21 protein-coding genes are annotated in these 25,775 nt (G+C 48.1%); 12 read left to right on the top strand and 9 right to left on the bottom strand.

The window, feature by feature from the left end; translation table 11 throughout:
* Positions 1–154: 154 nt before the first annotated feature.
* The 3 genes from B5M13_RS30220 to B5M13_RS34485 all read right to left on the bottom strand — a co-directional run bounded on the left by B5M13_RS30220 (position 155) and on the right by B5M13_RS34485 (position 2,208).
* On the bottom strand, positions 155–922 hold the full coding sequence (locus tag B5M13_RS30220) for a LytR/AlgR family response regulator transcription factor (protein ID WP_080059200.1): 768 nt from the start codon (positions 920–922) through the stop codon (positions 155–157).
* Positions 919–1,983, bottom strand: a complete 1,065-nt coding sequence (locus B5M13_RS30215; RefSeq protein WP_080059199.1) for a sensor histidine kinase — start codon at positions 1,981–1,983, stop codon at positions 919–921. The genes B5M13_RS30220 and B5M13_RS30215 overlap by 4 nt, the downstream gene beginning before the upstream one ends.
* A gap of 102 nt (positions 1,984–2,085) precedes the next feature.
* Positions 2,086–2,208 (bottom strand): hypothetical protein, encoded by a 123-nt coding sequence (locus B5M13_RS34485; RefSeq protein WP_262508061.1) that lies wholly within the window; start codon positions 2,206–2,208, stop codon positions 2,086–2,088.
* 108 nt (positions 2,209–2,316) lie between these two features.
* Here B5M13_RS34485 and B5M13_RS30210 point away from each other — a divergent pair, with 108 nt between their 5' ends.
* Together B5M13_RS30210 and B5M13_RS30205 are read left to right on the top strand one after the other, a co-directional pair.
* Entirely contained in the window at positions 2,317–4,935 is a 2,619-nt protein-coding gene (locus B5M13_RS30210; protein ID WP_080060139.1) for a TonB-dependent receptor domain-containing protein, read from the top strand.
* A 179-nt stretch (positions 4,936–5,114) separates the two neighbouring features.
* Positions 5,115–5,708 (top strand): YceI family protein, encoded by a 594-nt coding sequence (locus B5M13_RS30205; protein WP_179950467.1) that lies wholly within the window; start codon positions 5,115–5,117, stop codon positions 5,706–5,708.
* A gap of 96 nt (positions 5,709–5,804) precedes the next feature.
* Here B5M13_RS30205 and B5M13_RS30200 read toward each other — a convergent pair whose 3' ends face one another.
* Positions 5,805–6,041 (bottom strand): GlsB/YeaQ/YmgE family stress response membrane protein, encoded by a 237-nt coding sequence (locus B5M13_RS30200; protein ID WP_080059198.1) that lies wholly within the window; start codon positions 6,039–6,041, stop codon positions 5,805–5,807.
* Between the two features lie 172 nt (positions 6,042–6,213).
* On the opposite strand from B5M13_RS30200, the gene B5M13_RS30195 reads away from it, so the two are divergent.
* Both B5M13_RS30195 and B5M13_RS30190 read left to right on the top strand, forming a co-directional pair.
* Positions 6,214–9,321, top strand: a complete 3,108-nt coding sequence (locus tag B5M13_RS30195; RefSeq protein ID WP_080059197.1) for a PVC-type heme-binding CxxCH protein — start codon at positions 6,214–6,216, stop codon at positions 9,319–9,321.
* Between the two features lie 132 nt (positions 9,322–9,453).
* Entirely contained in the window at positions 9,454–10,395 is a 942-nt protein-coding gene (locus tag B5M13_RS30190; RefSeq protein WP_080060137.1) for a hydroxypyruvate isomerase family protein, read from the top strand.
* Between the two features lie 105 nt (positions 10,396–10,500).
* Here the strand turns inward: B5M13_RS30190 and B5M13_RS30185 are convergent, their stop codons facing one another.
* Positions 10,501–10,809: an isoamylase early set domain-containing protein gene (locus B5M13_RS30185; RefSeq protein WP_020597594.1), complete on the bottom strand. Its 309-nt coding sequence runs from the start codon at positions 10,807–10,809 to the stop codon at positions 10,501–10,503.
* A gap of 286 nt (positions 10,810–11,095) precedes the next feature.
* Between B5M13_RS30185 and B5M13_RS30180 the strand changes: the two genes are divergently transcribed.
* Positions 11,096–11,299, top strand: coding sequence for a hypothetical protein (locus B5M13_RS30180; RefSeq protein WP_080059196.1), 204 nt, complete (start codon positions 11,096–11,098; stop codon positions 11,297–11,299).
* A gap of 62 nt (positions 11,300–11,361) precedes the next feature.
* Here the strand turns inward: B5M13_RS30180 and B5M13_RS30175 are convergent, their stop codons facing one another.
* Complete coding sequence (locus tag B5M13_RS30175) at positions 11,362–12,336, bottom strand: AAA family ATPase (RefSeq protein WP_080059195.1); 975 nt, start codon at positions 12,334–12,336, stop codon at positions 11,362–11,364.
* 10 nt (positions 12,337–12,346) lie between these two features.
* On the bottom strand, positions 12,347–13,015 hold the full coding sequence (gene pnuC, locus B5M13_RS30170; protein ID WP_080059194.1) for a nicotinamide riboside transporter PnuC: 669 nt from the start codon (positions 13,013–13,015) through the stop codon (positions 12,347–12,349).
* A gap of 78 nt (positions 13,016–13,093) precedes the next feature.
* On the opposite strand from pnuC, the gene B5M13_RS30165 reads away from it, so the two are divergent.
* Together B5M13_RS30165 and B5M13_RS30160 are read left to right on the top strand one after the other, a co-directional pair.
* Positions 13,094–14,287, top strand: a complete 1,194-nt coding sequence (locus B5M13_RS30165; RefSeq protein ID WP_080059193.1) for a Gfo/Idh/MocA family protein — start codon at positions 13,094–13,096, stop codon at positions 14,285–14,287.
* Positions 14,288–15,164: 877 nt separating this feature from the next.
* Positions 15,165–16,868, top strand: coding sequence for an AMP-binding protein (locus B5M13_RS30160; protein ID WP_080059192.1), 1,704 nt, complete (start codon positions 15,165–15,167; stop codon positions 16,866–16,868).
* A gap of 48 nt (positions 16,869–16,916) precedes the next feature.
* Here the strand turns inward: B5M13_RS30160 and B5M13_RS30155 are convergent, their stop codons facing one another.
* The gene (locus B5M13_RS30155) at positions 16,917–17,342 is read right to left on the bottom strand and encodes a LytR/AlgR family response regulator transcription factor (protein WP_080059191.1); all 426 of its coding nucleotides are present in this window, start codon (positions 17,340–17,342) and stop codon (positions 16,917–16,919) included.
* A gap of 236 nt (positions 17,343–17,578) precedes the next feature.
* Between B5M13_RS30155 and cysM the strand changes: the two genes are divergently transcribed.
* The 4 genes from cysM (at position 17,579) to B5M13_RS30135 (ending at position 23,070) form a co-directional block, all read left to right on the top strand.
* Positions 17,579–18,451 carry a cysteine synthase CysM gene (cysM, locus tag B5M13_RS30150; RefSeq protein WP_080059190.1) on the top strand — a complete coding sequence of 291 codons (873 nt, stop codon included), beginning with the start codon at positions 17,579–17,581 and terminating at the stop codon, positions 18,449–18,451.
* 51 nt (positions 18,452–18,502) lie between these two features.
* Positions 18,503–19,552, top strand: coding sequence for a quinone-dependent dihydroorotate dehydrogenase (locus B5M13_RS30145; protein ID WP_080059189.1), 1,050 nt, complete (start codon positions 18,503–18,505; stop codon positions 19,550–19,552).
* Between the two features lie 181 nt (positions 19,553–19,733).
* Positions 19,734–22,322, top strand: a complete 2,589-nt coding sequence (locus B5M13_RS30140) for an FtsK/SpoIIIE family DNA translocase (protein ID WP_080059188.1) — start codon at positions 19,734–19,736, stop codon at positions 22,320–22,322.
* A gap of 106 nt (positions 22,323–22,428) precedes the next feature.
* Complete coding sequence (locus tag B5M13_RS30135) at positions 22,429–23,070, top strand: LolA family protein (protein ID WP_080059187.1); 642 nt, start codon at positions 22,429–22,431, stop codon at positions 23,068–23,070.
* A gap of 67 nt (positions 23,071–23,137) precedes the next feature.
* Here B5M13_RS30135 and upp read toward each other — a convergent pair whose 3' ends face one another.
* A complete protein-coding gene (gene upp / locus B5M13_RS30130; protein ID WP_080059186.1) occupies positions 23,138–23,785 on the bottom strand; it encodes a uracil phosphoribosyltransferase in 648 nt (215 codons plus the stop codon).
* A gap of 133 nt (positions 23,786–23,918) precedes the next feature.
* On the opposite strand from upp, the gene B5M13_RS30125 reads away from it, so the two are divergent.
* Positions 23,919–25,712: a hypothetical protein gene (locus B5M13_RS30125; RefSeq protein ID WP_245859564.1), complete on the top strand. Its 1,794-nt coding sequence runs from the start codon at positions 23,919–23,921 to the stop codon at positions 25,710–25,712.
* Positions 25,713–25,775 lie beyond the last annotated feature (63 nt).

Genomic DNA, 25,775 nt, shown 5'->3' with positions numbered 1-25,775 from the left:
TTAGCTCGTGAACAGCAAAAAGCCCGGTAACAACGGTGAACCGGGCTTTGCCTAAACGATTTATGGGTTAGTCTGGAGAAATAATCATTCAGACGATAACCCATGGCACAAGTAACAACTTGCGAAGTCGTATGTAGGCTCCCCTAACCGGACACTACAACCAGCGGCTGATAAATTCCCCAAACGTATCTTTGTATTGATCGCTCACTGGAATGGTTGTCGAACCAATCTGCACCGAATTTCGGGTGACGGCATGGATTCGATCAAGAGCTACAATAAATGACCGATGTATCCGCATAAACTGCCGGGGAGGTAGCTTTTCTTCCAGGGCCTTCAGACTTGTTAACGATAGCATAGGCTTATCAGGCTCACTTTGCCGATACACTTTCACATAGTCCTTTAAGCCTTCGATATACAGGATATCGTTGTACGAAACGCGTACCAACTGATACTCAACCTTTAGAAACAAGTAATCATCACTTGGTTCAGACGAGGTTGGTAAGCCGGGCGATACAATAATGGGCTTGTTCTCGGGCCGTTGCACGAGTTCGAAATAGTTGCGGGCTTTACTCGCAGCACGCAGAAATTCTTCGTAGTTAAACGGTTTGAGCAGGTAATCCAGCGCATCGACCCGAAACCCATCGAGGGCAAATTGATCGAAAGCCGTAGTAAAAATTATTCGGGTCGTTTGTGGTCCCCGATTGCTCCGCTCCAGTACCCGCGCCAGTTCCAGCCCAGTCAGGTCGGGCATCTGAATATCCAGAAAAATAACATCGACCGGGTGTTGCAAAATGTATTGCAAGGCCTGAACAGCACTACTAAAACGACCTGACAATGCCAGAAATGGCGTTTTTTCGATGAAAGCGCAGACCAGTCCCAGCGCCAGCGGCTCATCATCGACAGCGATACAGGAAAGCGTCATGCCAGATTCAGCGTTAGTTGTACGTGATATTCGCCAGCCATCGTATGCTCGTTGATATAGAGCGTGTACTGGCCAGGGTAGAGCAGGTCGAGCCGACGACGTGTATTGACCAGCCCAATTCCATTACCCGCTTCGAGCGAAGTTGATTTCTGGGTAAATAACGTATTTCGTACATCCATCTGCAACTGATGATCCTGTTGCTGTACACTAATTCGAATCCAGCTTGGCTCCAGCGTACTTACCCCATGTTTAAACGCGTTTTCCACAAAAGGCAGAAACAGCATTGGGGCAATCGACTGGTCGCGTAGGGGCGAAGGCGTATCGAGTGTAACGGTCACTTTGTCCGTGAGCCGAAGCTCCATTAACTGAATGTAATCACTCAAAAAATCAAGCTCTTTGCTAAGCAGCGTTGTTCCCGACTGTGTTTCATATAGTACGTAACGCATCATGCGCGAGAGTCGGTGCAGGGCTTCACGAGCCGTTTCAACATCAATCAGCGTCAGCGCATAAATGTTGTTGAGGGTATTGAAAAAGAAGTGCGGGTTAATCTGTGCTTTTAAGAACGAAAGCTCCGAAGTAGTTTTAGCCTGCTCCAGCGCCAGCCGAAGGTTGGCATCCATCTGCCACTTCTGCAAGAGCGTCATGCTGGTACTGATCCCTACTATCAGCAGAATGGTAAACAGGTTGGGCTGAATCCAGCCGTAGTATTTTATCTTGCCGCTTCCATCAGGATGAAAAGCCCGGTGAACTAAGATGGGCAAATTAAAGCTCCACTCTATAAAAGCCAGGATGAGCATCAATACGACGATAATTCCGAAGAGCGTAAGCAAATAACGACTTGTATGACCGGGCAGCAGGTACCGGGGCACAAATACATTGGCGTTCAGGTAGAACACCCCAACCATCAGCACGAAAAAAATACTCTGCCGAACCCAGAACACATCGGGAAAATGGATCTCAGAGGTGAACGACTGAAAGAATAGCAGATAGCCCATCAGCCCCCAGCCCAGCACGTGACTCAGCAAAGGAACATATCGACGAGAAAACAGCGCTGCACCCATAATTTGTAGTTTCTGTAGATCCTGCGATTTCTGTATGCCTATCTATACGCTTAGACAGCACTAAAAACAACAGGGGCGATCCGGCCATAGACAGGTACAAGTTTAGAAGAAAAGCCGAATAAAACACCCGCCAATCGTCACATTTACAGACTTCCCCGATAGTTCGGCCATTTTAACCGATGAATGGCTTTCTTTCCGGCTCAGGCCAGCCAGGGAGTCATTCATCGGCAGAAATGGGCTTTCTGCCGACGTTTGCAGAGTATCGGTCTATTGTATTTTTCGAATTAAAACCGTCGCTATTGCTTTGCTTCGTCAATGTTGACTTATACAACGATGAGAAAGCAATTCTTACTGGTCTTATTTATGCTTGGGCTTTGGACTGGTTTAACCCAAACAACCTATGCCCAGTTTGGCCCTCCGGGTGGGGGTCCCGGTGGATTTAATCAGGATAACCGCCGTCAGAAAGCTGAGTTTACAGGCGTAACCGAAGAGACACCCAAAGGCAACGGAAAAATTAACGGCCTCCTGGTCGATTCTACGTCAGGCAAACCCGTCGAATTCGCAACCGTTGCCCTGATTAGTGTAAAAACCAACAAGCCCGTCGATGGAACCACGTCGGATGCCAAAGGGGCTTTCTCGATGACTAAACTGGCTCCAGGCGACTACCGGCTCCAATACTCGTTCATCGGCTATAAAAATCTGGATTCCAAGCCCTTCACCATTGCCAAAGGCACCGAGATCAATATGGGATCGGTGCGGCTCACGGCCGATATTCGTACGTTGAGTGAGGTAGTGGTAACAGGTCAGGCGGCTTTGATTGAGGAAAAAGTTGACCGTCTGGTATTCAACGCCGATAAAGATATTGCCACGAAAGGCGGTGATGCGTCGGATGTACTGAAACGTGTTCCCATGCTCTCGGTCGACCTGGATGGCAATGTAAGTCTGCGGGGTAGTCAGAATATTCGCGTGTTGATCAACAACAAACCCTCCACCATTGTTGCGGCCAGTGTAGCCGACGCTCTAAAGCAACTACCCGCCGACATGATCAAATCAGTGGAAGTGATCACCAGTCCATCGGCCAAATACGATGCTGAAGGAGCCGCCGGAATTATCAACATCGTTACCAAAAAGAACACCTTACACGGCCTAACGCTGAATGTTGATGCCGGAGCCGGGTTACGAGCTTCAAACCTGGGCCTGAACGGTTCATACCGTCAGGGCAAATTAGGCATTACGCTGGGTGGTTTTGGGCGGGCTATGTATAACCGGGCTTCATCGACTCTCGATCAAACGACATTAGTAGGTACGCAATACCAGAAAACCCATCAGGAAGGGACTGCTTTCGACAAACCGCTTTTCGGTCAGTATAACCTTGGCTTCGACTACGACCTGGCCAAGAATCAATCCTTATCAGCCAATGTCCGGTTTGGCACCCGTAACTTTATCCAGCAGCAAACGCAGTTGACTAACTCTTCAATCGGCGATTCGTTGTTGAGCTTTACCAATCGGGATGTCGACCGGAAGGATTTATCGAATTCAGTCGATATGAACCTCGACTATATCCGCACCTTTAAGCCACAGCAGGAATGGAGTATTTCGACCCAGTACAGCCGCACGGGCCTGACCAATAATTTCTACGCCGATATTATGAACGACGCCAACGTTCTGACGCGTCGCCAGCAAAACATCAACAATAACACCAACCAGGAATTAACTCTTCAGACGGATTATCAGACGCCCATCAAAAAGAATCAGTTGCTGGAATTTGGTGCCAAAGCCATTATGCGTACGGTTGATAGTCGATTCAAGTACCTGATTGGCGGCAGCACGGGCGAACTGGCTATCGACCCATCCAACCAATCGGGTTCACTGGCTTATAATCAGAACATCGGAGCGGGCTATATCTCGTATACGTACGTAACGCCCAGTAAGTACACCTTCAAGATCGGTACGCGGTACGAATACACGGGTATTTCGGCCAAGGCGAATGAAAGCACAACCTTAGCTATTCCCAACTATAGCAATCTGGTGCCCAGTATCAATGTATCGAAAAGCTTGAAGGGGGGCACCACCGTAAAGGCAGCGTATAACCGCCGGATTCAACGACCTGGTCTGCAACAGTTGAACCCCAACCCGAACGCGGCTAACCCACAGATGATTCAGGTTGGTAACCCAACTCTAAGCCCCGAACTGACCGACAATGTGGAGCTGAGCCTGAGTTCAACCATCAAGAAGGTGTATCTGAACGCGGCTGTTTTTGGCCGGTTAACCAACAACGCCATTACGCAGATACGCATCCCATCCGATTCGTTGGCCGGTGGTATCGTCACCACATTCCAGAATATAGGTATTCAGCGCACGATGGGAACCAATGTGTTCTTCAATGCCAACCTGACCTCGAAATGGAGTGTTAATGGTGGTCTGGACGGTTATTATATGTACATGCAGGGGCTAACGCCAGGAGCCGATGGGAAGTCGATCACCATTAATAATTCCGGCATAAGCATCGGTGGTCGCCTGATGAGCCAGTTACAACTCGACAAAGGCTGGAGCGCTCAGGTGTTCAGTTTCTTCCGGGGGCCGAGTCCGCAGTTGCAGGGAACAATGGGTAGTTTTTACATGTACTCGCTGGGCGTTCGGAAAGATCTGGCCAACAAGCGGGGTAGTATTGGCCTGGCGGCTGAGAACTTCGTTGGCGGTGGCGTAACCATGCGCACTACGTTGAACTCGCCCTTGCTTTCGCAATCGAATGTGACGCACTTATACAATTCCAATCTGAAAATAACGTTTACGTATCGGATTGGTAAAATGACCTTCGAGCAGCCCCGTCGGAAAGCGCGCTCGGTCAACAACGATGATGTGAAGGGTGGTGAAGGAGGCAACGAAGGTGGTGGACAGCAACAACAGGCAGCCCCGGCCGGAGGTCAATCGGGTGGAGGGCGTCCTCGGTAAATTACCTGTTAAATCTACTTATACGCTGTGCAAATGATAATCAGATTCTGTAGATTACCGATCGTTACGATTCTCTCTAAGCAACCTTTGCCTCCGTGGAGCCGTATGGTCAATTAAGTCAATACCTGTTTTGCTTTAACTTGTAGTTCCTGTTCACCTTAAATCTAGCTTTACAATCAATGAAAAACCAACTGAAATCTTTAGTACTGACAGCCGTTGCCCTGTTTGCTTTCTCAACCACCTATGCGCAAACCTGGGCGCTGGATAAAGCACATGCTAAAGTTGGCTTTACCGTTACCCACCTGATGTTGTCGGAAGTAGATGGCTATTTCAAGACCTTCGACGCTAAAATTACCGCAGCCAAGCCCGACCTGTCGGATGCCGTTTTCGAATTCTCAACCGATATTAACAGCATCGACACGGGCAACGAACGGCGTGATGGCGACCTGAAAGGTGATCGCTGGTTCGATGCCGCCAAATATCCGACCATGTCGTTCAAGAGTACATCGTTTAAGAAAGTAGCCGACAATAAGTATAAAGTAGCTGGCGACCTAACTATACACGGAGTTACCAAGCCGGTTACTCTCGACGCGACGATGGTAGGTCCTAAGCAAATGCCCGGCCGTGACGGTAAGCCCGGCCCTGAAAAAGTAGGTTTCAAAATGACAGGCCAAATAAAGCGTACCGATTTTGGCGTAGGCGGAGCGGGGGCTATGCCAGTGAGCGAAGAAGTTGAATTACGCGCTACGGGTGAATTCACCAAGCAGTCGTAACAAACTTAACCCAACGAAGAAGCCACTTTCCAGCGCACTTTCTTTAAAGAAGGGCGTCGGAAAGTGGCTTCTTCGTTTTCTACTACAATTTAACTGTCAAAGCAAACGCCCCAGAAAAATGAGCACCACTGCACCTCCTACGGCAATCAGTAGGTTCATTAACAGGCCGTCATTGTCAGGGTCGTTACCAAGCTTTCGGGCAATAAAGCCTCCAACAAATCCCCCTACGATACCCAGAATTACATTGATGTACCAGGCATTATGGCTGTCCATGATACGGCTGGCGATATAGCCCGCTATACCGCCAATCAGAATAGAATACAGAAAACCCATACGTTAACGAATTTAGGTGAGATGCCATTCGGCACACAAGTGTACACAAAAGCCATCATAATGACAGTATAGACAAATTAAATGCAATTTAGTCACAGCATCCATGGGTATAAATACCGTGAACGCGACTCTTTGAATTAGCTAAAAGACAATCTCTTCCAGGTATAGACACATGAATCGGTCTTCTTCGGGAAATTCTCTCCTGTTTTCTCAACGAGCCCTACGTATCGCTGCCGCCAGCCTTATTGTCAGCGGTACATTTATAGGTGCTTTTCAAAATCGAAATCTCAACAGAGCATCAGGCTCTTACCTGAACACCCTATTTGCTCAATTGAGTGATGATGACAAACACGACCCCAAATATGCGGTGGGTAGCCTGAACGTAGCCAATGGGCTTGAAGCAACACTCTTTGCTGCCGAACCCATGCTTACTAATCCTACCAACATCGACGTAGATGCTCGTGGACGTGTTTGGGTATGCGAAGCCTATAACTATCGACCTGCTATTAACGGCAATCCTACCCGCAAGGAAGGGGATCGTATCGTCATTCTGGAAGATACCAACGGCGATGGCAAGGCTGACCTTACCAAAGTTTTTTACCAGGACCCCAGTATTGAATCCCCGCTCGGTATTTGGGTACAGGGCAATAAGGTCATCGTCTCCGACAGCCCGAACGTATGGGTACTCACCGACGAAAATGGAGACGATAAAGCCGACAAAAAAGAATTACTGTTTACTGGCATCGGTGGCGAACAGCACGACCACGGCATGCACACCTTCGTGTTCGGCCCCGATGGTAAATGGTATTTCAATTTCGGCAATGAAGGTGGCCAGCTTCTTGATAAAGACAAAAATGCAGTGGTGGATATTGCTACGGGCAAAACCATCAATAAGCAAAATTTCAAACAGGGGATGGTGTTCCGCTGCGATCCCGACGGGAAAAACGTAGAGGTGCTGGGCCAGAATTTCCGTAATAACTATGAAATAGCCGTCGATTCGTACGGCACGCTCTGGCAGTCGGACAACGACGACGATGGGAACAAGGGCGTTCGTATCAATTATGTCATGGAGTACGGTAATTACGGCTATACCGACGAAATGACGGGCGCAGGCTGGCAAGCCAATCGTGATAACATCGAACCCGAAATTCCGCGTCGCCACTGGCACCTGAACGACCCAGGCGTAGTCCCCAACCTACTTCAGACCGGGGCTGGTTCGCCTACGGGGATTATTGTGTATGAAGGCAACCTGCTTCCTGAAATCTTTCGGAATCAGGTTATTCACTGCGATGCGGGCCCAAATGTGGTGCGGTCATATCCTGTACAAAAAGAGGGGGCTGGCTACAAAGCCCAGCTTGTCAACGTACTGGAAGGTGCCCGCGATCAGTGGTTTCGTCCGGCTGATGTCTGCGTAGCACCTGATGGCTCGCTGATTATTGCCGACTGGTACGACCCAGGTGTAGGAGGCCACCAGGCAGGTGATCAGAACCGGGGGCGCGTATACCGGGTAGCTCCTCCCAACTCGCCTTACACGATGCCGAAAGTCGATGTATCGACAACCGATGGCGCTATAGATGCCCTGCAAAGTCCGAATATGGCTGTCCGGTATGCAGGCTGGCAAAAACTCCATAGCCTGGGACCGAAAGCCGAAAAAGCGCTGGCAAAACTGTACAAATCATCGGACAACGCTCGCATGCAGGCACGGGCTTTGTGGTTGCTAAGCCAGTTGAACAACGGCAAAAAATACATTGAAACGGCCGTGAAAAGCCCCAATCCCGATTTACGTATAACAGGACTGCGAGCGGCTCGTGAACGGAAAATGGACATCATTCCTTACGTGAAGCAGTTGGTCAATGATCCAGATGCTCAGGTACGTCGGGAGTGCATTCTAGCTCTCCGTCGGAATACATCGTCTGATGCCCCCGCTCTGTGGGCTCAGCTAGCTAGTAAACATGATGGCAATGACCGCTGGTATCTGGAAGCACTGGGCATCGGAGCCGATGGCAACTGGGATAGCTATTACACGGCCTGGCTGAAGCAGGTTACTGGTGATCCAATCGCCAACGCAACCGGGCGCGATATTGTCTGGCGGGCGCGTACTAAAGAATCTGTACCATTACTAGCCAAACTGGCTGGTGACCCGTCAGTGCTTGTTAATCAGCGGCTCCGTTATTTCCGGGCCTTCGACTTCAACCCTGGTGCGGTCGAAAAATCAACGGCGTTGCTGGGTATTTTACAGGCCAATAGCGGCTCTACGGAAGTAACCAAACTAGCCCTGCGTCATCTGGACCCAGCTTTTGTCCGCGATTCGCCCGTAGCGACCAATGCCCTTGCCAAATTAATTAATGATGTATATGGCACCCCTGAGTACCTCGAACTGGTAACCCGTTTCGAGCCTGTTTCCGAAAACAACCGCCTGAAACAACTGGCATTGACCAAATCCATGGATGGAATGGGTCGGGATGCGGCTCGGCAATTGCTTAAACAGGGAGGAGCACCACTGGTCTGGGAAGTTCTGAACGGGTCTGATGCCGAAGCCTCAACGAATATGCTAACGGCTTTGCGTCGGATCGGCAATAAAGAATCCATCAACATCCTGAAGACGGTAGCGCTGGATACCAAACGTTCAGCGTCGATTCGTAAAGAAGCAACTCGTTCGCTGGGCGGAAGCATGGAAGGAGCCGATCTGGTGTTAAACTTACTCAAGTCGGGCGACATTACAGGCGATTATAAAAAAGCGGCTGCACAGGGCGTAAGTAACGATTGGCGTAAAAACATCCGTCAGCAGGCTGCCAGCTACCTCGATGGTGGCCAGAGTGCTGAAGGTAAAAAACTACCTGGCATCACCGAATTACTGGCTATGAAGGGTGATGCCGCCAAAGGTGTTAGCGTCTTTAAAAATAATTGTTCTATTTGCCATCAGGTCAACGGCGAAGGCATGGATTTCGGTCCAAAATTATCCGAAATAGGCTCTAAGTTGCCGCGAGAAGGGCAGTATCTGGCTATTTTACACCCCGATGCCGGTATTAGTTTTGGCTTTGAAGGCTGGGAAGTGAAGTTCAAAGACGGTAGCTCCATGACTGGAATCGTGTCCAGCAAAACTGAGACCGACCTGCAAATGAAGTTTCCCGGCGGTGTGGTCCAGAACTATAAAATGGCTGATGTGGTCTCGATGAAGCAAATTGATTCGTCCATGATGCCATCGGGCCTCCAGGAAGCCATGAGTACCCAGGAATTAGTCGATTTAGTAGAATATTTAACCAGTTTGAAAAAGAAATAAAACCGGGAGTTAACGTATTTATGGATTTTCAGGATTTTGCTTTTCGCTTCTTTGATGCGCCTGATTACAAAATCTGTTCTAATCCATAAATTTGCTCAGTCCCGCCGGGCCGCCGGAGCGGTTCAGATCATTATGCAACGACGCAATTTTGTAAAATCAACGTTGGGAGCAGCGGGCCTGGGGCTGACTGCTGCCGCCGAATCAGTAGCCGATAACTGGCACTCACAGCCTGCTTTTCTGGCTAAGAACAATTTCAAACTCAAATATGCCCCTCACTTTGGCATGTTCGAAAACAACGCGGGTAAAGACCTGATCGACCAGCTCAAATTTATGGCCGACATGGGCTTTACGGCACTGGAAGATAACGGCATGATGGGTCGGGACGCGGCTACGCAGGAAAAGATTGCCAAAGAGATGACGCGTCTGGGTATGACCATGGGTGTGTTCGTACTCGATAAAGGTGGCAATGGTCAAAACACACTAGCGGCCGGGAAACCCGAATACATTGAGATTTTCCTGAATGGTTGCCGAAAAGCCGTTGAAACCGCCAAGCGGGTCAATGCTAAATTTACGACCGTCGTCCCCGGTGATTTTGAACGCAATCTGCCTATTGGCATTCAAACGGGCCATGTTATCGATGCACTCCGTCGAGGTGCCGACATTCTGGCACCGGCGGGCCTTACAATGGTACTGGAACCCCTCAGCGACACCCCGAACCTATTCCTGCGCACCTCCGATCAGACCTACGAAATCTGCCGGGCCGTAAACAGCCCGGCCTGTAAGATTCTGTTCGACATTTATCACATGCAGAAAAACGAAGGGCATATTATTCCACACATCAACTGGTGCTGGAGCGAAATTGGCTATTTTCAAATGGGCGATAATCCAGGGAGGAAGGAACCCACCACGGGCGAAATCAATTATAAAAACATATTCAAGCACATTTACCAGAAGCAGAAAGCCGAAAATAAAGAATTTATCTTTGGCATGGAGCACGGCAATTCGCAGCCAGGTAAAGAGGGTGAAATGGCAGTTATCAAAGCCTACGTCGAATCGGATAGCTTTACGGTATAGACTTTTTCTGTCATGCCGAGGAAAAACAGAAAAAGTGTAAAAGCAAACGGGTAATCAAATCTCTTATAGATTTGATTACCCGTTTTTCGTACGTAAATGTCTTTTTTAGAGAACAACGACCGAGTTCTCTTCACCTGCTACACCACTGGCTACGTATTTATCTGCAGCCCAATCGTTCGTCCATGTCGTGCCATCCAAAACGTAGCGGAATTGGTACTCGCTACCTACGGGCAGTTCAACGGTTGTTTTATAGGAACCGTCTTTTTGCTTTTTCAAGGCCTGGGCGCTGATGTCCCATCCGTTAAATTCACCGGCCAGGGCGACCGATTTCGCACCATTGACGGCCTCAGCCGACAATTCAAACGTTACTTTCGCAATAGGTTTGCTTTTTAGAAATTGTTTGGCAACTGCCATAGAGGTACACTATTTGGTTTCAATGCAAAATTATAGTACAAAATGAGTAATATCATAATTATCAGGGTCTTATAAGTGAAAATTCTTAAAATAATCTAATTATATGTAAACTGCTTTATAGTTTTTATTCTAAGAAACGTACAATTTTATTGGCGCTCATACAAAGTCGATCCAATCCAAATTAGGCGCATCAAATTAAACTGAAATTAAATTTTATCGCAAATAGGTTACCTTATTTCTGAACTTGTATTAATGGCTAATCAACCATTCGAAATGTATATATACCATGAAAAATTTCTTTAAATCGGTCTTGTTTGTAGCAGCTATGTTCTCGGTCGCGATTGCCTGTCAATCGAAAAAAACGGAATCTGAACAGCCAGCATCTGATACGGCAACGGTTGTGGAAAGCGAAACAATCGTAAAAGGAGACAGTGCAGAAGTGATTACCGACTCAGCGAAAATTGTCATTCCAGATTCGACAAAAAAATAGACGGCTCTAGCCCATCAAAAAAGCTCCTGCACACAGGAGCTTTTTTTACTAGTCCTGTGTCCCTACATCGGACTTGCAAGCAACAATTCACTGCTTTTTTTACAGGCGGCCAACCGCTCACCGTATCCACCCCCAATAAGTTCGTAACCTATTTTGCGACGCTCCAATGCCTCCCGAAAACGGGATAGCATTTCAGGGCGTCGGTGCCCCTGATCGCGCAGCATATCCGCTACCCAGGGTACGTTAATATCCAGCAGCATATAGTGGTCGTAGTGTACCTGTTGCTCCAGGTCGTATAAAATAGGAGGCACATGCTGGAAGTAGATTTCTGAGTAAATCTGGGTAGTAATCAAATCTGTATCGCAAAATAAAATTCGGTTAGCCACTCGCTCTGCTGTCTGAACCGCTTTGGTTTGAGCATAACCGATCCGAATGATATCATCTACCGTAAACTGGTTGGATGAAAGAAACTGACGAGCCATCTCCGGCACGAATATCGTCTGATAAGCCGTTGCCAATTGCTGGGCCAACGTTGTTTTGCCTACGCTTTCCGGCCCGAACAAACAGACTTTCTTAACAAAATATGGTCGGACAACCTCCGGAATATACGACCAATACTGAGCCGGTTGCTGCCGGATCAACGTTGCCGAAACGGGCACTTGCTGCCGGGGAGGGTCGAAAGCTACATGGGTTAGTCCAGAATGATGCGCCAGTGGAATAGCGTAGGATTCCGACGAAAAAAATATGCTCACAGCCGGAAACCGACGTTTGATAAATGCAGCCCATAATTTAGTAGCTTCCCAAAGCGGCAGGGTAGGGTCATGGAAATCATCCGGTTCGGCTACAACCTCGATGGATGGATAAGGAGCCAGTAACTCGGTCAGCCAGCGAAGCCGCAAATCGGGCGAAATCACGTCATCAGGTGTAACGGTCATCGACACAATAAGCTGGTCGCATTGCCGTCGGGCAAACTCGATCAGAGCCAGATGCCCCTGATGTACCGGCATGAATTTGCCAAACACCAAACCTGTTTTCATGCAAAAAAATCTATCGAACTAGTACGCCATAACTTCGGTATTCACGCGTCCAGGTCCAGGCACCCATAGCCGCTACAAAACAGAAGACAAAATACTCGGCTCCAACGAATTTCACCCCTTTCACAAAGTACATATACGTCAGAATACAATCGACCGCCAACCAGACATACCAGCATTCTACGCGTTTTTCAATCATCAGAAACGTAGCTACAATGCTCATGACCGTAGTAAACGAATCGAGATAGGGGAACGCGCTGGGTTTGCTGAAGAGCACCGGAAACCACTCGTGTAAGTTACTGGCAAACGTCCCCAGTACCACGGTGGCCACCATCCCAACAACGGTCCAGACAATAAGCTGGCGTGTCGGTATGCGGCTAATGCGGAGTTCTTGGTGCTGGTTGGCTTCATCCTGTTTAGGATGGGTCCATCGCCACCAGCCCTGAATGTTGGTCACGAAGAAAAACACCTGCAAAAACATATCGGGATAGAGCTGAATCTGGTAAAACAGGAAGAAAAACAGCAACACGCTCACGGCGCCAATGGGCCAGCTCCAGACATGAGCCCGTGCCGAAAGCCATACAGCTACTGCCCCACTGGTAGCACCAAAGAATTCCAGATAACTCATGGGGTAGTCCCACACAGTAAAGAAAATAGATTCAATGTCAAAAAAATTGGGCATGTATCCAGTAATCAAGTGGAGCTTCTCATCTTTATCGCTGCGAAAGTACGCATTAACCTTTTACCCAAACTCTTACCTATGCAACGTATTGCCATGCTAGGGGGCGGCTTCATCGGCCGCTTCTACGCCGATTCCATTCATGGGCAGCGGAGCCGCGACAAAGTGGTTGCGATCTATGCTCGTCGTCAGGAAACCGCCGATAAATTCAAAGCCGATTATGGCTGTAGCTTTGCGTCGACCGATATGGAAGAGGTCATTGCCCATCCCGATGTGGACATGGTCTGTATCGCCCTACCGAACAACATCCACGAAACAGCCGTCAATCTTTGCGCCAAACATAAAAAATCGGTTGTCTGTACTAAACCCCTAGGCCGCACCGGCGAAGAAGCGCTACGAATGATGAAAACGGTAGAAGAAGCGGGGATTTTCGCCGGTTATCTGGAAGACCTCTGCTACACACCCAAATTTCTGAAGGCGCTGGATAGTGTTAAAAATGGCGCCCTGGGGCGTATTCTCTGGGCAAAATCACGCGAAACGCATCCCGGCCCCCACTCCGACTGGTTCTGGGACAAAGAGCAGGCGGGGGGAGGCTGTATGCTCGACCTGGGCTGTCACTGCGTCGAAATCTCCCGGAATTTTATTGGCAAAGATGTCAAGCCTGTTGAGGTAATGTGCTGGGCAGCTACACAGGTAAAACCCATTGAAGCCGAGGATCACGCCATTGCTCTGGTGAAGTACGAAAACGGCGCTATTGGTCAGTTTGAAGTAAGCTGGACATTCCGGGGCGGTATGGACCTACGCGACGAAGTGATGGGCACTGAAGGCACTATCTGGATTAATAATTTCCTGCGAACAGGTTTTGAGATGTTCTCGACCGGCAAAGGAGCTGATTACGTGGCCGAAAAAGCTGAATCGAACACGGGGTGGCTGTTCCCGGTTGGCGATGAAGTAAACGACCTGGGTTACAACCACATGTTTACGGATATGTTCTCCGCGCAGGAAGAAGGCCGTGCCCCCGCCGAAACGTTTTACGATGGCTACGTTGTCAATGCCGTTCTGGATGCAGCCTATCGATCAGCCGAGACCAAACAGTGGGAACAAGTAATTCTTCCAGTATGGCGCGGCCAGGAAGGTCTGAAACCGGAATCGACCCTGGTGGAGTACGATGCCGACCATTATCTGATTAAACAGGAAATGACCCACGATGGACGCAACAAGCTGATATTAAAAGAAAAAGCCAGCGGTAAAATCATCGAACGCGATGTAGTATAGTGCTATATAGGAAAACCAGTGCCCGCTTACATTTAGTAAACGGGCACTGGCTAAGGCAAGCATGGTTCAACAGGTCCCCATTTACCCTTCCCGATCTACACTTCTCCAGCTCTCCTTCTGAAATCATCACGACAGTACCATGTCGAATACCTTTCGGCAGGTTTAGCCGATTCGAAACACTGGTCCAGGATTGCACATCGCTTGACATAACGGCTCCGTATTTGTGATCGCGGTATTTATCGAAGTACACCAGCCGCTAAATTACCAGTGATAACGGCACAAAGCTACAGTCTATTTATCCTGCTCCATCAGTAAACTGGGCTCAATTCTACGATAAAGAATATACCATGGCTTTTGTGACTAAATGGTGACAAAAATTATTGGATATCATACTTTTTTTAAAATTATTATTTATCTTGCCAGTGATGCACAAAATAAAAACGCCGGACTCATGTGCGTTCCGGCGTTTCGGCATTCTTTTCTTAACTTAAACGCTTATGGGGCGTCAATTGAATGACGCATTTTCCTGACTAATGTTGCATTTTAACCCTACTGTTGTACAAATGGTCAAATAAATGTACAAGCGGTCAAACAAAAAACGCCGGGCCTCAGGGCTCCGGCGTTTTTTGTTTGAATAATCCGTACAAACACCAGTCTAATAGAACAATTTCTTTAAATTTGTGTACAGAGCTGAGACAATTAAACGAAAGTTTGCCGTTCATTAGTTACACTGTAAGCACTCTGTAGAGATGACGCTTGTAGTGAGACTTACCAGCTTAAACCAACGGATTGTATTCATAAAGCAGCTAATTACGAATTACCACTCTATCTAAACAAACGGAGCAAATACCTTTGCTTTTAAACCTGTCATTTCTACATGAATACGCAATCAGCTATAGACCGATACCCCTGGAGACGTTTTTATCCGAAAGAAGTCCCCTATGAAATTAACCCTGATGCCTATACGTCGTTAGTAGCTTTGTTTGAAGAAGGCTACCAGCGGTTCGCCACTCGTCCGGCGTATGCCTGCATGGGCAAGCAAATTACCTTTGGTGAACTCAACGAATTAGCCACTCAATTTGCTTCCTTTTTACAAAATGGCCTCCACCTGCAAAAAGGCGATCGTCTGGCTATTCAGATGCCCAATACCCTGCAGTATCCGGTTGCGATATTCGGGGCACTAAAGGCAGGGCTGGTCGTGGTCAATACAAACCCGTTGTATACGCCCCGCGAGATGCAACATCAGTTTAAAGATTCTGGGGCCAAAGCGATTGTGATTCTGGCCAACTTTGCCAGCAATCTGGAAAAAATTATTGATCGTACCGACATTCAGCATGTGATCGTTACGCAGCTTGGCGATTTACTGGGCTTTCCCAAAAAGCAGATCGTTAATGCTGTGGTTAAGTATGTGAAGAAGCTTGTACCCGCCTACAAACTTCCCGATGCCATCTCGTTTAACGATGCGATGAGTCAGGGCAGTAAACAACCCCTGAAACCCGTGGTTGTTCAAAATTCGGATCTGGCATTTGTGCAATATACCGGAGGAACAACCGGAGTTTCGAAAGGAGCTATGCTTACGCATCGGAACATTATCGCGAATGTAGAATGCCAGCATTACTGGATGAAACCCGGTCATATTCCCGATGGCGAGGGCATTATTGTGGCTGCTCTACCCCTTTATCACGTATACGCTTTGACAACCAATGCATTAGCAGCGTTAAAGAGCGGAGCGATGAATTTGCTGATCACCAACCCCCGTGATCTGAATGCATTTATCGACGACCTAAAGAAATACCAGATTACAGCCTTCACGGGTGTCAATACCCTGTATAACGGGCTTCTGAATCATCCTCGCATCAGTGAAGTCGATTTCAGCCATTTGAAGGTTACCTCAGCAGGTGGCATGGCCCTTCAGACAGCCGTAGCCGAACGCTGGGCCAAGCTGACCGGCAATACGCCCTGCGAAGGCTACGGCCTCACCGAAACTTCGCCTGTACTTAGCTCTAATCCGGTTGATGGTACTGTGCGAGTAGGTACAATTGGTATTCCCTGGCCTAGTACCGAAATGAAAGTGATCCGGGAAGATGGGACCGATGCTCCTATTGGCGAACCCGGCGAAATAGTTGCCCGAGGGCCACAGGTATTCATGGGCTACTACAATCGGCCCGACGAAACTGCCAAATCGATGATGGGTGACTGGTTTAAAACAGGCGACGTGGCCGTGATGAATGAAGATGGTTTCTTCAAAATCGTTGACCGCAAAAAAGATATGATTCTCGTATCAGGGTTCAACGTCTACCCGAACGAAATTGAGGATGTGGTAGCCCAATGTCCTGGTGTACTGGAAGTAGCCTGTATCGGCATTCCCGATGAAAAGTCAACGGAGGTGGTTAAAATTTTCGTTGTAAAAAAAGACCCCAATCTTACTGCCGAATCCATCAAAGAATTCTGTCGCGAAAACTTAACGCCTTACAAAGTTCCGCGCGTGATTGAATTCCGAACCGAATTGCCCAAATCAAACGTAGGTAAAATTTTGCGTCGTCCTTTACGCGATGAAGAATTGGCCAAACTGAAAAAGTAAATCTTGTTTCAGGTTTCAGGTTAATTACCTGAAACCTGAAACAACAAGTTAAGCCTCCATTGTCATAATTTCCTGCTGGAACCCTTTGACCTGTTTGATAAATCGGCTGGCTTTCCGACGAGATACTTCAATACGATCACCATTGACCAGGCTGACACTAAGCTGCTGACGGTCGGGATGTACGGCTTCCAGATACAATAAGTTGATAATATTTTTTTTGTGCGGTCGAACAAATACTCTGGGCGATAAGCGTGTTTCCATCTTTTTCAGCGTCAGTGAAACCATCAACTGGCTCCCATCCGCAAAATGGAATAAAGTATAATTCCCCTCCCCCTCCAGTCGTACAATACGATGCATGGGCATTTTCTTCCGACACCCCCAAAACGGTAGGGTTAAATCAGGCATAGCAAACTGACCAGCAATTTGCTCAACGTGTACATCTGATAAAGGTTTAGCCAATAATGTCTTTTTCATTTGTTGAACAATGTAAAGGGTGTGAATGAACAAAAATCTATTTTTTTGAGGAAGCAATTTTAAACAAAATTCATTATCAAGCAATTAGCTAACCAACAATTATTTAAATCTGATTAGCGTGGTTGATCATACCCAGCCCTTCAGCGCTAACGAGCATAAATTAGCCTATAATTCCGCGAACTAATTGAGCGGGTTTAACCTTCTTCAACCTAAGAACAAGTTTCATCCGAATCAGCATGGCAACCCTGCTCGATTTAGTCGGTAATACACCTTTAGTTGAACTGAACCGACTCAATCCAAATCCAAACGTTACGATATACGGCAAACTCGAAGGCAATAATCCGGGCGGTAGTGTTAAAGACCGGGCTGCGGCCAGTATGATACAGGGCGCACTCAACCGGGGCGATCTTAAGCCAGGTATGAAGCTCATCGAAGCGACCAGTGGTAATACGGGTATTGCGCTGGCGATGATTGCCCGTCTCTACGATATCGAGATTGAACTGGTGATGCCCGAAACCTCGACCCGCGAGCGAGTCCTGACCATGGAAGCGTTTGGGGCAAAGGTCATTCTGACCGAAACCATGGAAAGTGCCCGCGATTATGCGGAAGAGCAGGTACAAAAGGGCGACTACCTGCTACTCAACCAGTTTGCCAACCCCGACAATTACCTGGCCCATTACCGGACTACCGGCCCCGAAATCTGGCGCGATACAGCTGGGCAAATTACCCATTTTGTGTCATCGATGGGTACTACCGGCACCATCATGGGTACGTCGCGGTATCTGAAAGAGCAAAACCCTGCGGTTCAGATTGTCGGCTGCCAGCCTACGGATGGTTCGTCAATTCCGGGCATTCGGAAATGGCCGGTTGAATACCTCCCTAAAATTTTTGATCCGAAACGAGTCGACCGCGTCATTGAAATCTCGGCCGAAGATGCCACTTTAATGACCCGTAAACTAGCCAGTATGGAAGGTGTTTTTGCGGGCATGAGTAGTGGAGGTGCCGTGCATGCTGCCGTTCAACTAGCCAAGGAGCTGGATAGTGGTGTTGTTGTCTGCATCATCTGCGACCGGGGAGACCGATATCTATCCTCCGACTTATTTGGATAAACCCAGCAGGTTTTCAGAGACCTTTTAGGTTTATGAGCGTATTTTTGCAGCATGTATAAACGTATTATTTTACCGTTGCTGTTTCGGTTTGATGCCGAAACGATCCATCATACTGTTACTACGCTACTTAAATTTGCTCTATCGATTCCTGGAGCCTCATTCCTCTGCCGAAAGCTTTATGTACTCGACGACAACCGTTTAGCCCGTACCGTTTTCGGCCTGACGTTTCCTAACCCAGTCGGTATGGCGGCCGGGTTCGACAAAAATGCTGAACTGGTCAGCGAGTTAAGTGATCTTGGGTTCGGGTTTGTTGAAATTGGAACCGTTACCCCCCGCCCGCAGCCTGGAAATCCTCGTCCCCGGCTGTTCCGGTTGAAAGCCGATGGCGGCCTTATCAACCGGATGGGATTCAACAACAAAGGAGTTGCCCCAGCGGCCGAACGGCTCCGGCAGTTTGCCCGTAACCGCAATGGCAATCCGGTGATCGTGGGTGGCAACGTTGGCAAGAATAAGGATACACCTAACGAAAACGCGCTTGACGATTACCTGATTAACTTTCGGGAATTATTTGATGCGGTCGATTATTTCGTTGTGAACGTCAGTTCGCCTAACACCCCCGGTCTGCGCGATCTTCAGGAACGAGAGCCGCTGACGAAGTTGCTGACTGCCTTACAACAGGAAAATCATCAGCATCCTACCCCTAAACCCATTTTACTGAAAATTGCACCTGATCTCACCAATGGGCAGCTAGATGACATTATCGCTATTGTGAGCGAGACCAAAATTGCCGGGGTCATTGCCACTAATACGACTATCAGTCGTGCGGGTTTACGCACCGAGCCAACCATTGTTGAGCAAATTGGGGCGGGTGGCGTCAGTGGTCGACCTCTCCGAAATCGATCAACGGAAGTGATCCGGTACCTACATCAACAATCGGGCGGGGCTTTCCCCATTATCGGGGTTGGCGGAATCACAACCGCCGAAGATGCGCAGGAAAAGCTCAAAGCAGGGGCTAGCCTGGTACAAGTGTACACAAGCTTTATTTACGAAGGACCTGGCCTGGCCAAACGCATCAACCAGCAACTGTTGCAAAGGCTGTAAACTGGCTCTTTTGCGTGTATTGTGTTGTACGGGTTGTGCAACGATTCCCAACCACCAGAATCAGCCGCTAGCCGGACTTTTTGCCCCCGGTTAGTAAGATGTTGTAATATTTTGTAGTACTAAACTGTTTTTCGGTAAAAAGTGGGAAATTTACCTACTGCTATCGCCTAACCCCAAGTTTATGGCACAACCAACTACGTCTCCACGCCAGAATACGCTCCGACGTCAAGACGAACGGAACGAGCCACGTCCCCGCTTACCAAACAACAAATCTAGTAACCGCTCCCAGCGTTCTACCTTCAATTGGGGAGCTGCGCTCGATCGCTGGTTTACCGATCAGCGATCAGTACTCACGCTGGGGGTTTTGCTGATGGTACTGGCTGTCGGGTTGCTGGTCGCTTTTATTTCCTATTTATTCAATGGTCCGGCCGATCAGAGTGTTGTTGGTGCTGCTTTTTCTGGACCTTTGTCAGAAACAGCCAACGAAACGCGTAACTGGGTAGGGCTAGTAGGAGCTTACATTGCCCATGCATTTGTTTTCCGCTGGTTTGGTGTAGGTGCCTTGGCAATACCCATCATTGTATTTCTGGCCGGTTATAAACTGACGTTCGGCACCGAGCTACTTCCCCTAAGCCGCACTACGGTAGCCTTATTGTTTGTAACGGTATGGAGTAGCTTACTGCTGGGTTATATTGTTTTGGTAACGAATTCGGCCACTACATCCAGTGTCTGGTGCGGAGGAGTAGGTTATGAGCTGAACGTACTGCTGTATGGCCTGTTTGGCTGGGGGAATCTGGCATTTATTGGCTTTTTCCTCTTCTTTTTTGTGGTATATTTCTTCGATGTACGGCACATCAAACTACCTGATTTATCCCGTCCGGTACGCACAAAGCCACGCAATCGCCCAGGCAATCCGTTGCAGACCTACGAGGAAAGTGAGTTTGAAGCCGAAGAAGAGGATGATGAGCTTAACGTCGGAGAGTTTGAGGAAGAAGCGAAACCTGTTCCAATTTCTCCGCTCGCCAATACATTTATTAAAAACGACCATACCGAAACCTACACGGAAAAAATACCTGAAGAGGAGGCTCCACCAGCCGACGTAATCACTAAAACAACTGGGGTTACGCTCACGATCAAAAATCGGGATGCGGTGGCCGAAGAGCCAATAGATACCAATGAATCCAGCACCACACCAGCGTCGGTGCTTGAACCTGATCCATTCGAAGATGATGATCTGGTATCCATTCATGGCTTATACGACTCTACTCTCGACCTGCCCCAGTATCAGTACCCGACCAACGATCTGCTAACGGATTACCAGAATAATCGAAAAGCGCAGGTTTCGGACGATGAACTGACAGCCAACAAAGAGAAGATCGAAACCACGCTCCGTAACTTCGGTATTGAAATCGACTCCATCCAGGCCTCTATCGGTCCAACCGTTACGCTGTATGAAATCGTACCGGCTAAGGGAGTTCGTATTTCCAAAATAAAAAGCCTTGAAGACGACATTGCGTTAAGCCTGTCGGCATTGGGTATCCGTATCATTGCCCCTATGCCGGGTATGGGTACCATTGGTATCGAAGTGCCGAATAAAAACCGTGAAATGGTTTCGATGCGGTCGATGATTACCAGCGAGGCTTTTTCGAATTCGAAGTTCGATCTGCCGGTGGTGCTGGGCAAAACCATATCGAACGACATTTACGTTGCCGATCTGGCCAAAATGCCCCACTTACTAATGGCCGGGGCAACGGGTCAGGGAAAATCGGTCGGACTTAACGTACTGCTTACCTCGCTCATTTACAAAAAGCACCCATCGCAGTTAAAGCTGGTTCTTGTTGATCCGAAAAAAGTAGAACTGACGCTCTTCAACAAACTGGAACGGCATTTCCTGGCTAAACTGCCCGATTCCGACGAGCCTATCATTACTGATACCAAGAAGGTAGTTAATACCCTCAATTCGCTTTGTATCGAGATGGATGCCCGCTATAACCTGCTGAAAGATGCGGGTTGCCGGAACCTGAAAGAATATAACGCCAAATTTGTAAAACGACGGCTGAATCCCGAAAAAGGCCACCGTTTCCTACCCTATATCGTCCTGATTATCGACGAGTTGGCCGATCTGATGATGACGGCCGGTAAAGAAGTTGAGCAGCCGATTGCCCGACTGGCCCAGTTGGCGCGTGCCATTGGTATTCACCTGGTTGTAGCGACACAGCGGCCATCGGTAAACGTGATTACGGGTTTGATCAAGGCCAACTTCCCGGCCCGGCTATCGTTCAAGGTGACCTCAAAAATTGATTCGCGGACGATTCTGGACACAGGTGGGGCGGAACAGCTTGTTGGTATGGGCGATATGCTGCTATCATCAAATTCAGAGATCATCCGTCTGCAATGTCCGTTTGTCGACACCAATGAAATTGAAGAACTCTGCGAATTCGTTGGCAACCAGCGTGGCTATGACGACGCCTACGCGCTTCCTGAGTTTGTTGGTGATGATGGTGGTCAGAACGACGAAAAAGATGTTGATCTGGGCAATCGTGACCCTATGTTCGACGAAGCAGCCCGCTTAATCGTTATTCACCAGCAGGGGAGTACTTCCCTGATTCAGCGTAAGCTTAAGCTGGGTTATAACCGGGCAGGCCGATTGATAGACCAGTTAGAAGCAGCTAAAATTGTAGGTCCTTTTGAAGGCAGCAAAGCCCGCGATGTACTTGTTCAGGATTTACAGATGCTGGAAGATTTGCTCAAACGGCTGAAAAATGATTAGCCTGATTCCCTTATTCTTCTGACTAACTATTAAACTTTTCCATTCTCTTTCCCGTCTAAGACGTATAAGCGGGTTAAACCTGTATTACTGAGTAACACCTATAAAAATGAAGAAAATAGCATTGTTGCTAAGCGTGGTCATCCTTACGGTATCATTGGCCTTCGCTCAGAAAGATAAACGGGCTCAAGACATTCTGGATGCGATGAGCAAACGATATAAATCCCTGAAATCGTACCAGGCTGCTTTTACCTACACAAGTGCCGGAGGTGGTTCGAAGGAGTCGTATAAAGGTGATCTGACCGTAAAAAATGAGAAGTTTCACTTGATTCTGGGTGGACAGGAAGTATTTACCGATGGTAAAACGATGTCGACCTACATTAAGGAAACGAACGAAGTAAACGTTCAGGATTACGATGCCAGCGGTAGTGGGGAACTGAACCCAACCCAGATCTATACAATTTACAAGCGCGGTTTCGATTATCGGTTTTTGAAGGAGCAAAAAGTGGGTGGCCGAACACTCGAAGTCATTGAACTAACACCTAACCGCCCCAAAAGCCCTATTGCCACCATACAGATTTCGGTTGACAAGACCGATAAATCAGTCCGAAACTGGCTCATTACCAACAAAGATGGCAAACGGACTACGTATAACATCACCAAGTTTATCCCGAATGTAAACGTGCCTGATTCATACTTCGTTTTTGATAAAACCAAATACCCTGGCGTCGAAGTGGTCGACCTACGTTAAGCAGTATCTAGGCAGGATGTATGGTGTATGATATAGTCAACAAAACCTCATACATCCTACATCCTGCCTAGACTTTCTCCCCAAATGCCAGATCGCCAGAATCACCAATGCCGGGCACAATATAAAAATGCTCGTTCAAGTGGTCGTCAATAGCCCCAAGCCACAGATGGCACTGCGGAAGTTGCCGCTGTACATGCCGAATTCCTTCAGGGCTGGCAATAACGGCAGCAATATGTGTTTGAGATGGAATACCGTATCGAAGTAAAGCATGATACACTTTTTCGAGCGAACGGCCCGTAGCCAGCATCGGGTCACAGAGGATCAAGGGTTTTCCGCTCAGGTCAGGACTAACGATGTAGTCCATAGCGATTTCAAAGGCATCATCATCGGCTGATGAGTACCCCCGATAAGCCCCGGCGAATGCATTCTCTGCCCGGTCGAAATAATTGGCAAACCCCTGATGGAAAGGCAGACCAGCCCGGAGGATAGTTGCCAGAACTGGCTGTTGTCGAAGGACTTGTGTGTTCGATACACCTAAGGGTGTTTGAACATTGACCGATTGATAGGGCAATTTTTTTGAAATCTCATATGCCATCAATTCACCAAGTCGTTCAAGGTTACGACGGAATCGCAGCCGATCCTGCTGAATGGAAACATCTCGAAGTTCGGCGATAAATTGGTTCGCTAAGGAAGGTTGCTGGGCAAAAACAAACATGGTTTGTAGGCTTCTTTGCCTGTAAATTAGCCCCAAGGTTGGCGTATATCCAAACCAATTGCCTAATTTAAGCGGCTCATACGGTTCAACTTAGTTCTCAAGAAGCCCGATAGGGCCAATGTTAGTACAGTACATGCGCCACAACGGTTACGTTATCTGTTTCCTTTTCTTTTCGTTATGTGTACGGGCACAAAGTCCATTTGTACCGCTCAACGCTGATTATTATCACCTCATCGATCGACTTGAAATTCGCCAGGGCCAGTGGGCAGATGGCTTTCACAGCACTGTCAAGCCCTACAACCGTCAGAGTGTTATTCAATTGGCCGATAGCGTTGCCGCTCACCCCAGACGTAGCTTATCCGACACTGATTACTTTACTATTGACTACCTCCGCAACGACAGTTGGGAATGGGCAACCCCTTACGATACACTGGGTAAAGACCCGTTTACCCGCCATTTGAGATCGCCAAAGACAGTTGGCGATAGCCGCAAACCCTTATTAACGCATTTTTATAAGAAGAAGGCAGACTTTTACAACTTACAGACTCCCGACGTCGATCTGCACGTTAATCCGGTTTTCTATATTGGTCCCGGTCTGGACCGGACTTCGTATAGCACTGGCATTCCGCCGACCGATCAGCAACCACTTTTTATAAACACGCGTGGGCTGGAAGTGCGTGGAACCATAGGCCGTAAACTCGGCTTTTACACCTATTTTTCGGATAATCAGGCTATTTATCCGGAATATATCCGACAGTATGGCCTAACGTATGGGCAGGCTTACAACTCAACAGGCGATATTCAGCCAACAGCACCCGGCGAAAGCTTCATCAAAAATTTTGGTACCCGAGGAGCCGATTTCCTTTCCGCGCGAGGGTATATTACCTTCAATACGCTTAAAGTTATCAATGTTCAATTTGGGCACGACCGAAATTTCTTTGGGAACGGCTTCCGGTCGTTATTCCTGTCCGACAATAGCCCGGCTTACCTGTTTCTAAAATTATCGACCCGGCTCGGAAAGAAAATCCAGTACACCAACCTCTTTACATCGCTGCAAAACAATCAGGCCCCACTACCTCAGGGCGAAAAACTGATTCCCCCAAAATTTGCGGCTATTCATCATCTGAGCATCAATGTGACTGATTTCCTCAACGTAGGAGTCTTTGAAGCCGAAGTTTTTAGCCGTGATCGGCTAGACCTAAGTTATCTAAATCCTGTCATTCTGTACCGCTACGTAGAGTCAAGCCTGGGCAGTAAAGACAATGCTTTTATTGGTATCGATCTTAAGGCTAATTTTCTGTCGCATTTTCTGGTGTATTCGCAGATTTTGCTGGATGAGTTTCGCTTAAAGCCACTGCTGGCCGGCCAGGGCGACTGGACCAATAAATTTGCCATTCAGCTAGGGGGTAAATACATCGATGCCTTTGCCGTACCGAATCTTGATCTTCAGCTAGAAATGAACCTGGCGAGGCCCTATACTTACTCGCATGAATCGTCTCCAACGGTCAGTGCCGGACAAACTAACTACGCCCATTATAGCCAGCCCCTGGCGCATCCACTAGGTGCCAACTTTGTAGAAGGATTGGGGATTATTCGGTATCAGCAGAAAAAATGGTCATTCAATGGAATCGGGGGCGTTATGATGTATGGAGCCGATACAGCCCCTGACATCAACTACGGCAGTAATATCCTGAAAGATTATACCTACCGATACCGGGACGAAGGTAATTACATTGGTCAGGGCCGCAAAACCATCATTACGTATGCCGATGTACGAGCTTCGTATATGATCCGGCACAATATATTTCTGGAAGGTCGTTTCTTGTATCGCTATCAGGATAGTCAGTACAAGCCGAATAGCTATGGCGAGCAGGTGGCCAGCTTTGCCCTCCGTTGGAACCTCCCATATCGTAATTGGGTATTTTAGAGGAATCGCCTGTTAACAAGCGAGCCCATTGATAACGAACTAGTTAATGCGCCACAGAATCAA

This window comes from Spirosoma aerolatum (assembly GCF_002056795.1).
GTDB lineage: Bacteria > Bacteroidota > Bacteroidia > Cytophagales > Spirosomataceae > Spirosoma > Spirosoma aerolatum.
This window is presented reverse-complemented; position numbering and strand designations above follow the sequence as displayed.

Bases quoted from the DNA above. Each gene is read 5' to 3' on its own strand.
- B5M13_RS30220 (WP_080059200.1), bottom strand. From the start codon at position 922: ATGACGCTTTCCTGTATCGCTGTCGATGATGAGCCGCTGGCGCTGGGA.
- B5M13_RS30215 (WP_080059199.1), bottom strand. From the start codon at position 1,983: ATGGGTGCAGCGCTGTTTTCTCGTCGATATGTTCCTTTGCTGAGTCAC.
- B5M13_RS34485 (WP_262508061.1), bottom strand. From the start codon at position 2,208: ATGAATGACTCCCTGGCTGGCCTGAGCCGGAAAGAAAGCCATTCATCG.
- B5M13_RS30210 (WP_080060139.1), top strand. From the start codon at position 2,317: ATGAGAAAGCAATTCTTACTGGTCTTATTTATGCTTGGGCTTTGGACT.
- B5M13_RS30205 (WP_179950467.1), top strand. From the start codon at position 5,115: ATGAAAAACCAACTGAAATCTTTAGTACTGACAGCCGTTGCCCTGTTT.
- B5M13_RS30200 (WP_080059198.1), bottom strand. From the start codon at position 6,041: ATGGGTTTTCTGTATTCTATTCTGATTGGCGGTATAGCGGGCTATATC.
- B5M13_RS30195 (WP_080059197.1), top strand. From the start codon at position 6,214: ATGAATCGGTCTTCTTCGGGAAATTCTCTCCTGTTTTCTCAACGAGCC.
- B5M13_RS30190 (WP_080060137.1), top strand. From the start codon at position 9,454: ATGCAACGACGCAATTTTGTAAAATCAACGTTGGGAGCAGCGGGCCTG.
- B5M13_RS30185 (WP_020597594.1), bottom strand. From the start codon at position 10,809: ATGGCAGTTGCCAAACAATTTCTAAAAAGCAAACCTATTGCGAAAGTA.
- B5M13_RS30180 (WP_080059196.1), top strand. From the start codon at position 11,096: ATGAAAAATTTCTTTAAATCGGTCTTGTTTGTAGCAGCTATGTTCTCG.
- B5M13_RS30175 (WP_080059195.1), bottom strand. From the start codon at position 12,336: ATGAAAACAGGTTTGGTGTTTGGCAAATTCATGCCGGTACATCAGGGG.
- pnuC (WP_080059194.1), bottom strand. From the start codon at position 13,015: ATGCCCAATTTTTTTGACATTGAATCTATTTTCTTTACTGTGTGGGAC.
- B5M13_RS30165 (WP_080059193.1), top strand. From the start codon at position 13,094: ATGCAACGTATTGCCATGCTAGGGGGCGGCTTCATCGGCCGCTTCTAC.
- B5M13_RS30160 (WP_080059192.1), top strand. From the start codon at position 15,165: ATGAATACGCAATCAGCTATAGACCGATACCCCTGGAGACGTTTTTAT.
- B5M13_RS30155 (WP_080059191.1), bottom strand. From the start codon at position 17,342: ATGAAAAAGACATTATTGGCTAAACCTTTATCAGATGTACACGTTGAG.
- cysM (WP_080059190.1), top strand. From the start codon at position 17,579: ATGGCAACCCTGCTCGATTTAGTCGGTAATACACCTTTAGTTGAACTG.
- B5M13_RS30145 (WP_080059189.1), top strand. From the start codon at position 18,503: ATGTATAAACGTATTATTTTACCGTTGCTGTTTCGGTTTGATGCCGAA.
- B5M13_RS30140 (WP_080059188.1), top strand. From the start codon at position 19,734: ATGGCACAACCAACTACGTCTCCACGCCAGAATACGCTCCGACGTCAA.
- B5M13_RS30135 (WP_080059187.1), top strand. From the start codon at position 22,429: ATGAAGAAAATAGCATTGTTGCTAAGCGTGGTCATCCTTACGGTATCA.
- upp (WP_080059186.1), bottom strand. From the start codon at position 23,785: ATGTTTGTTTTTGCCCAGCAACCTTCCTTAGCGAACCAATTTATCGCC.
- B5M13_RS30125 (WP_245859564.1), top strand. From the start codon at position 23,919: ATGCGCCACAACGGTTACGTTATCTGTTTCCTTTTCTTTTCGTTATGT.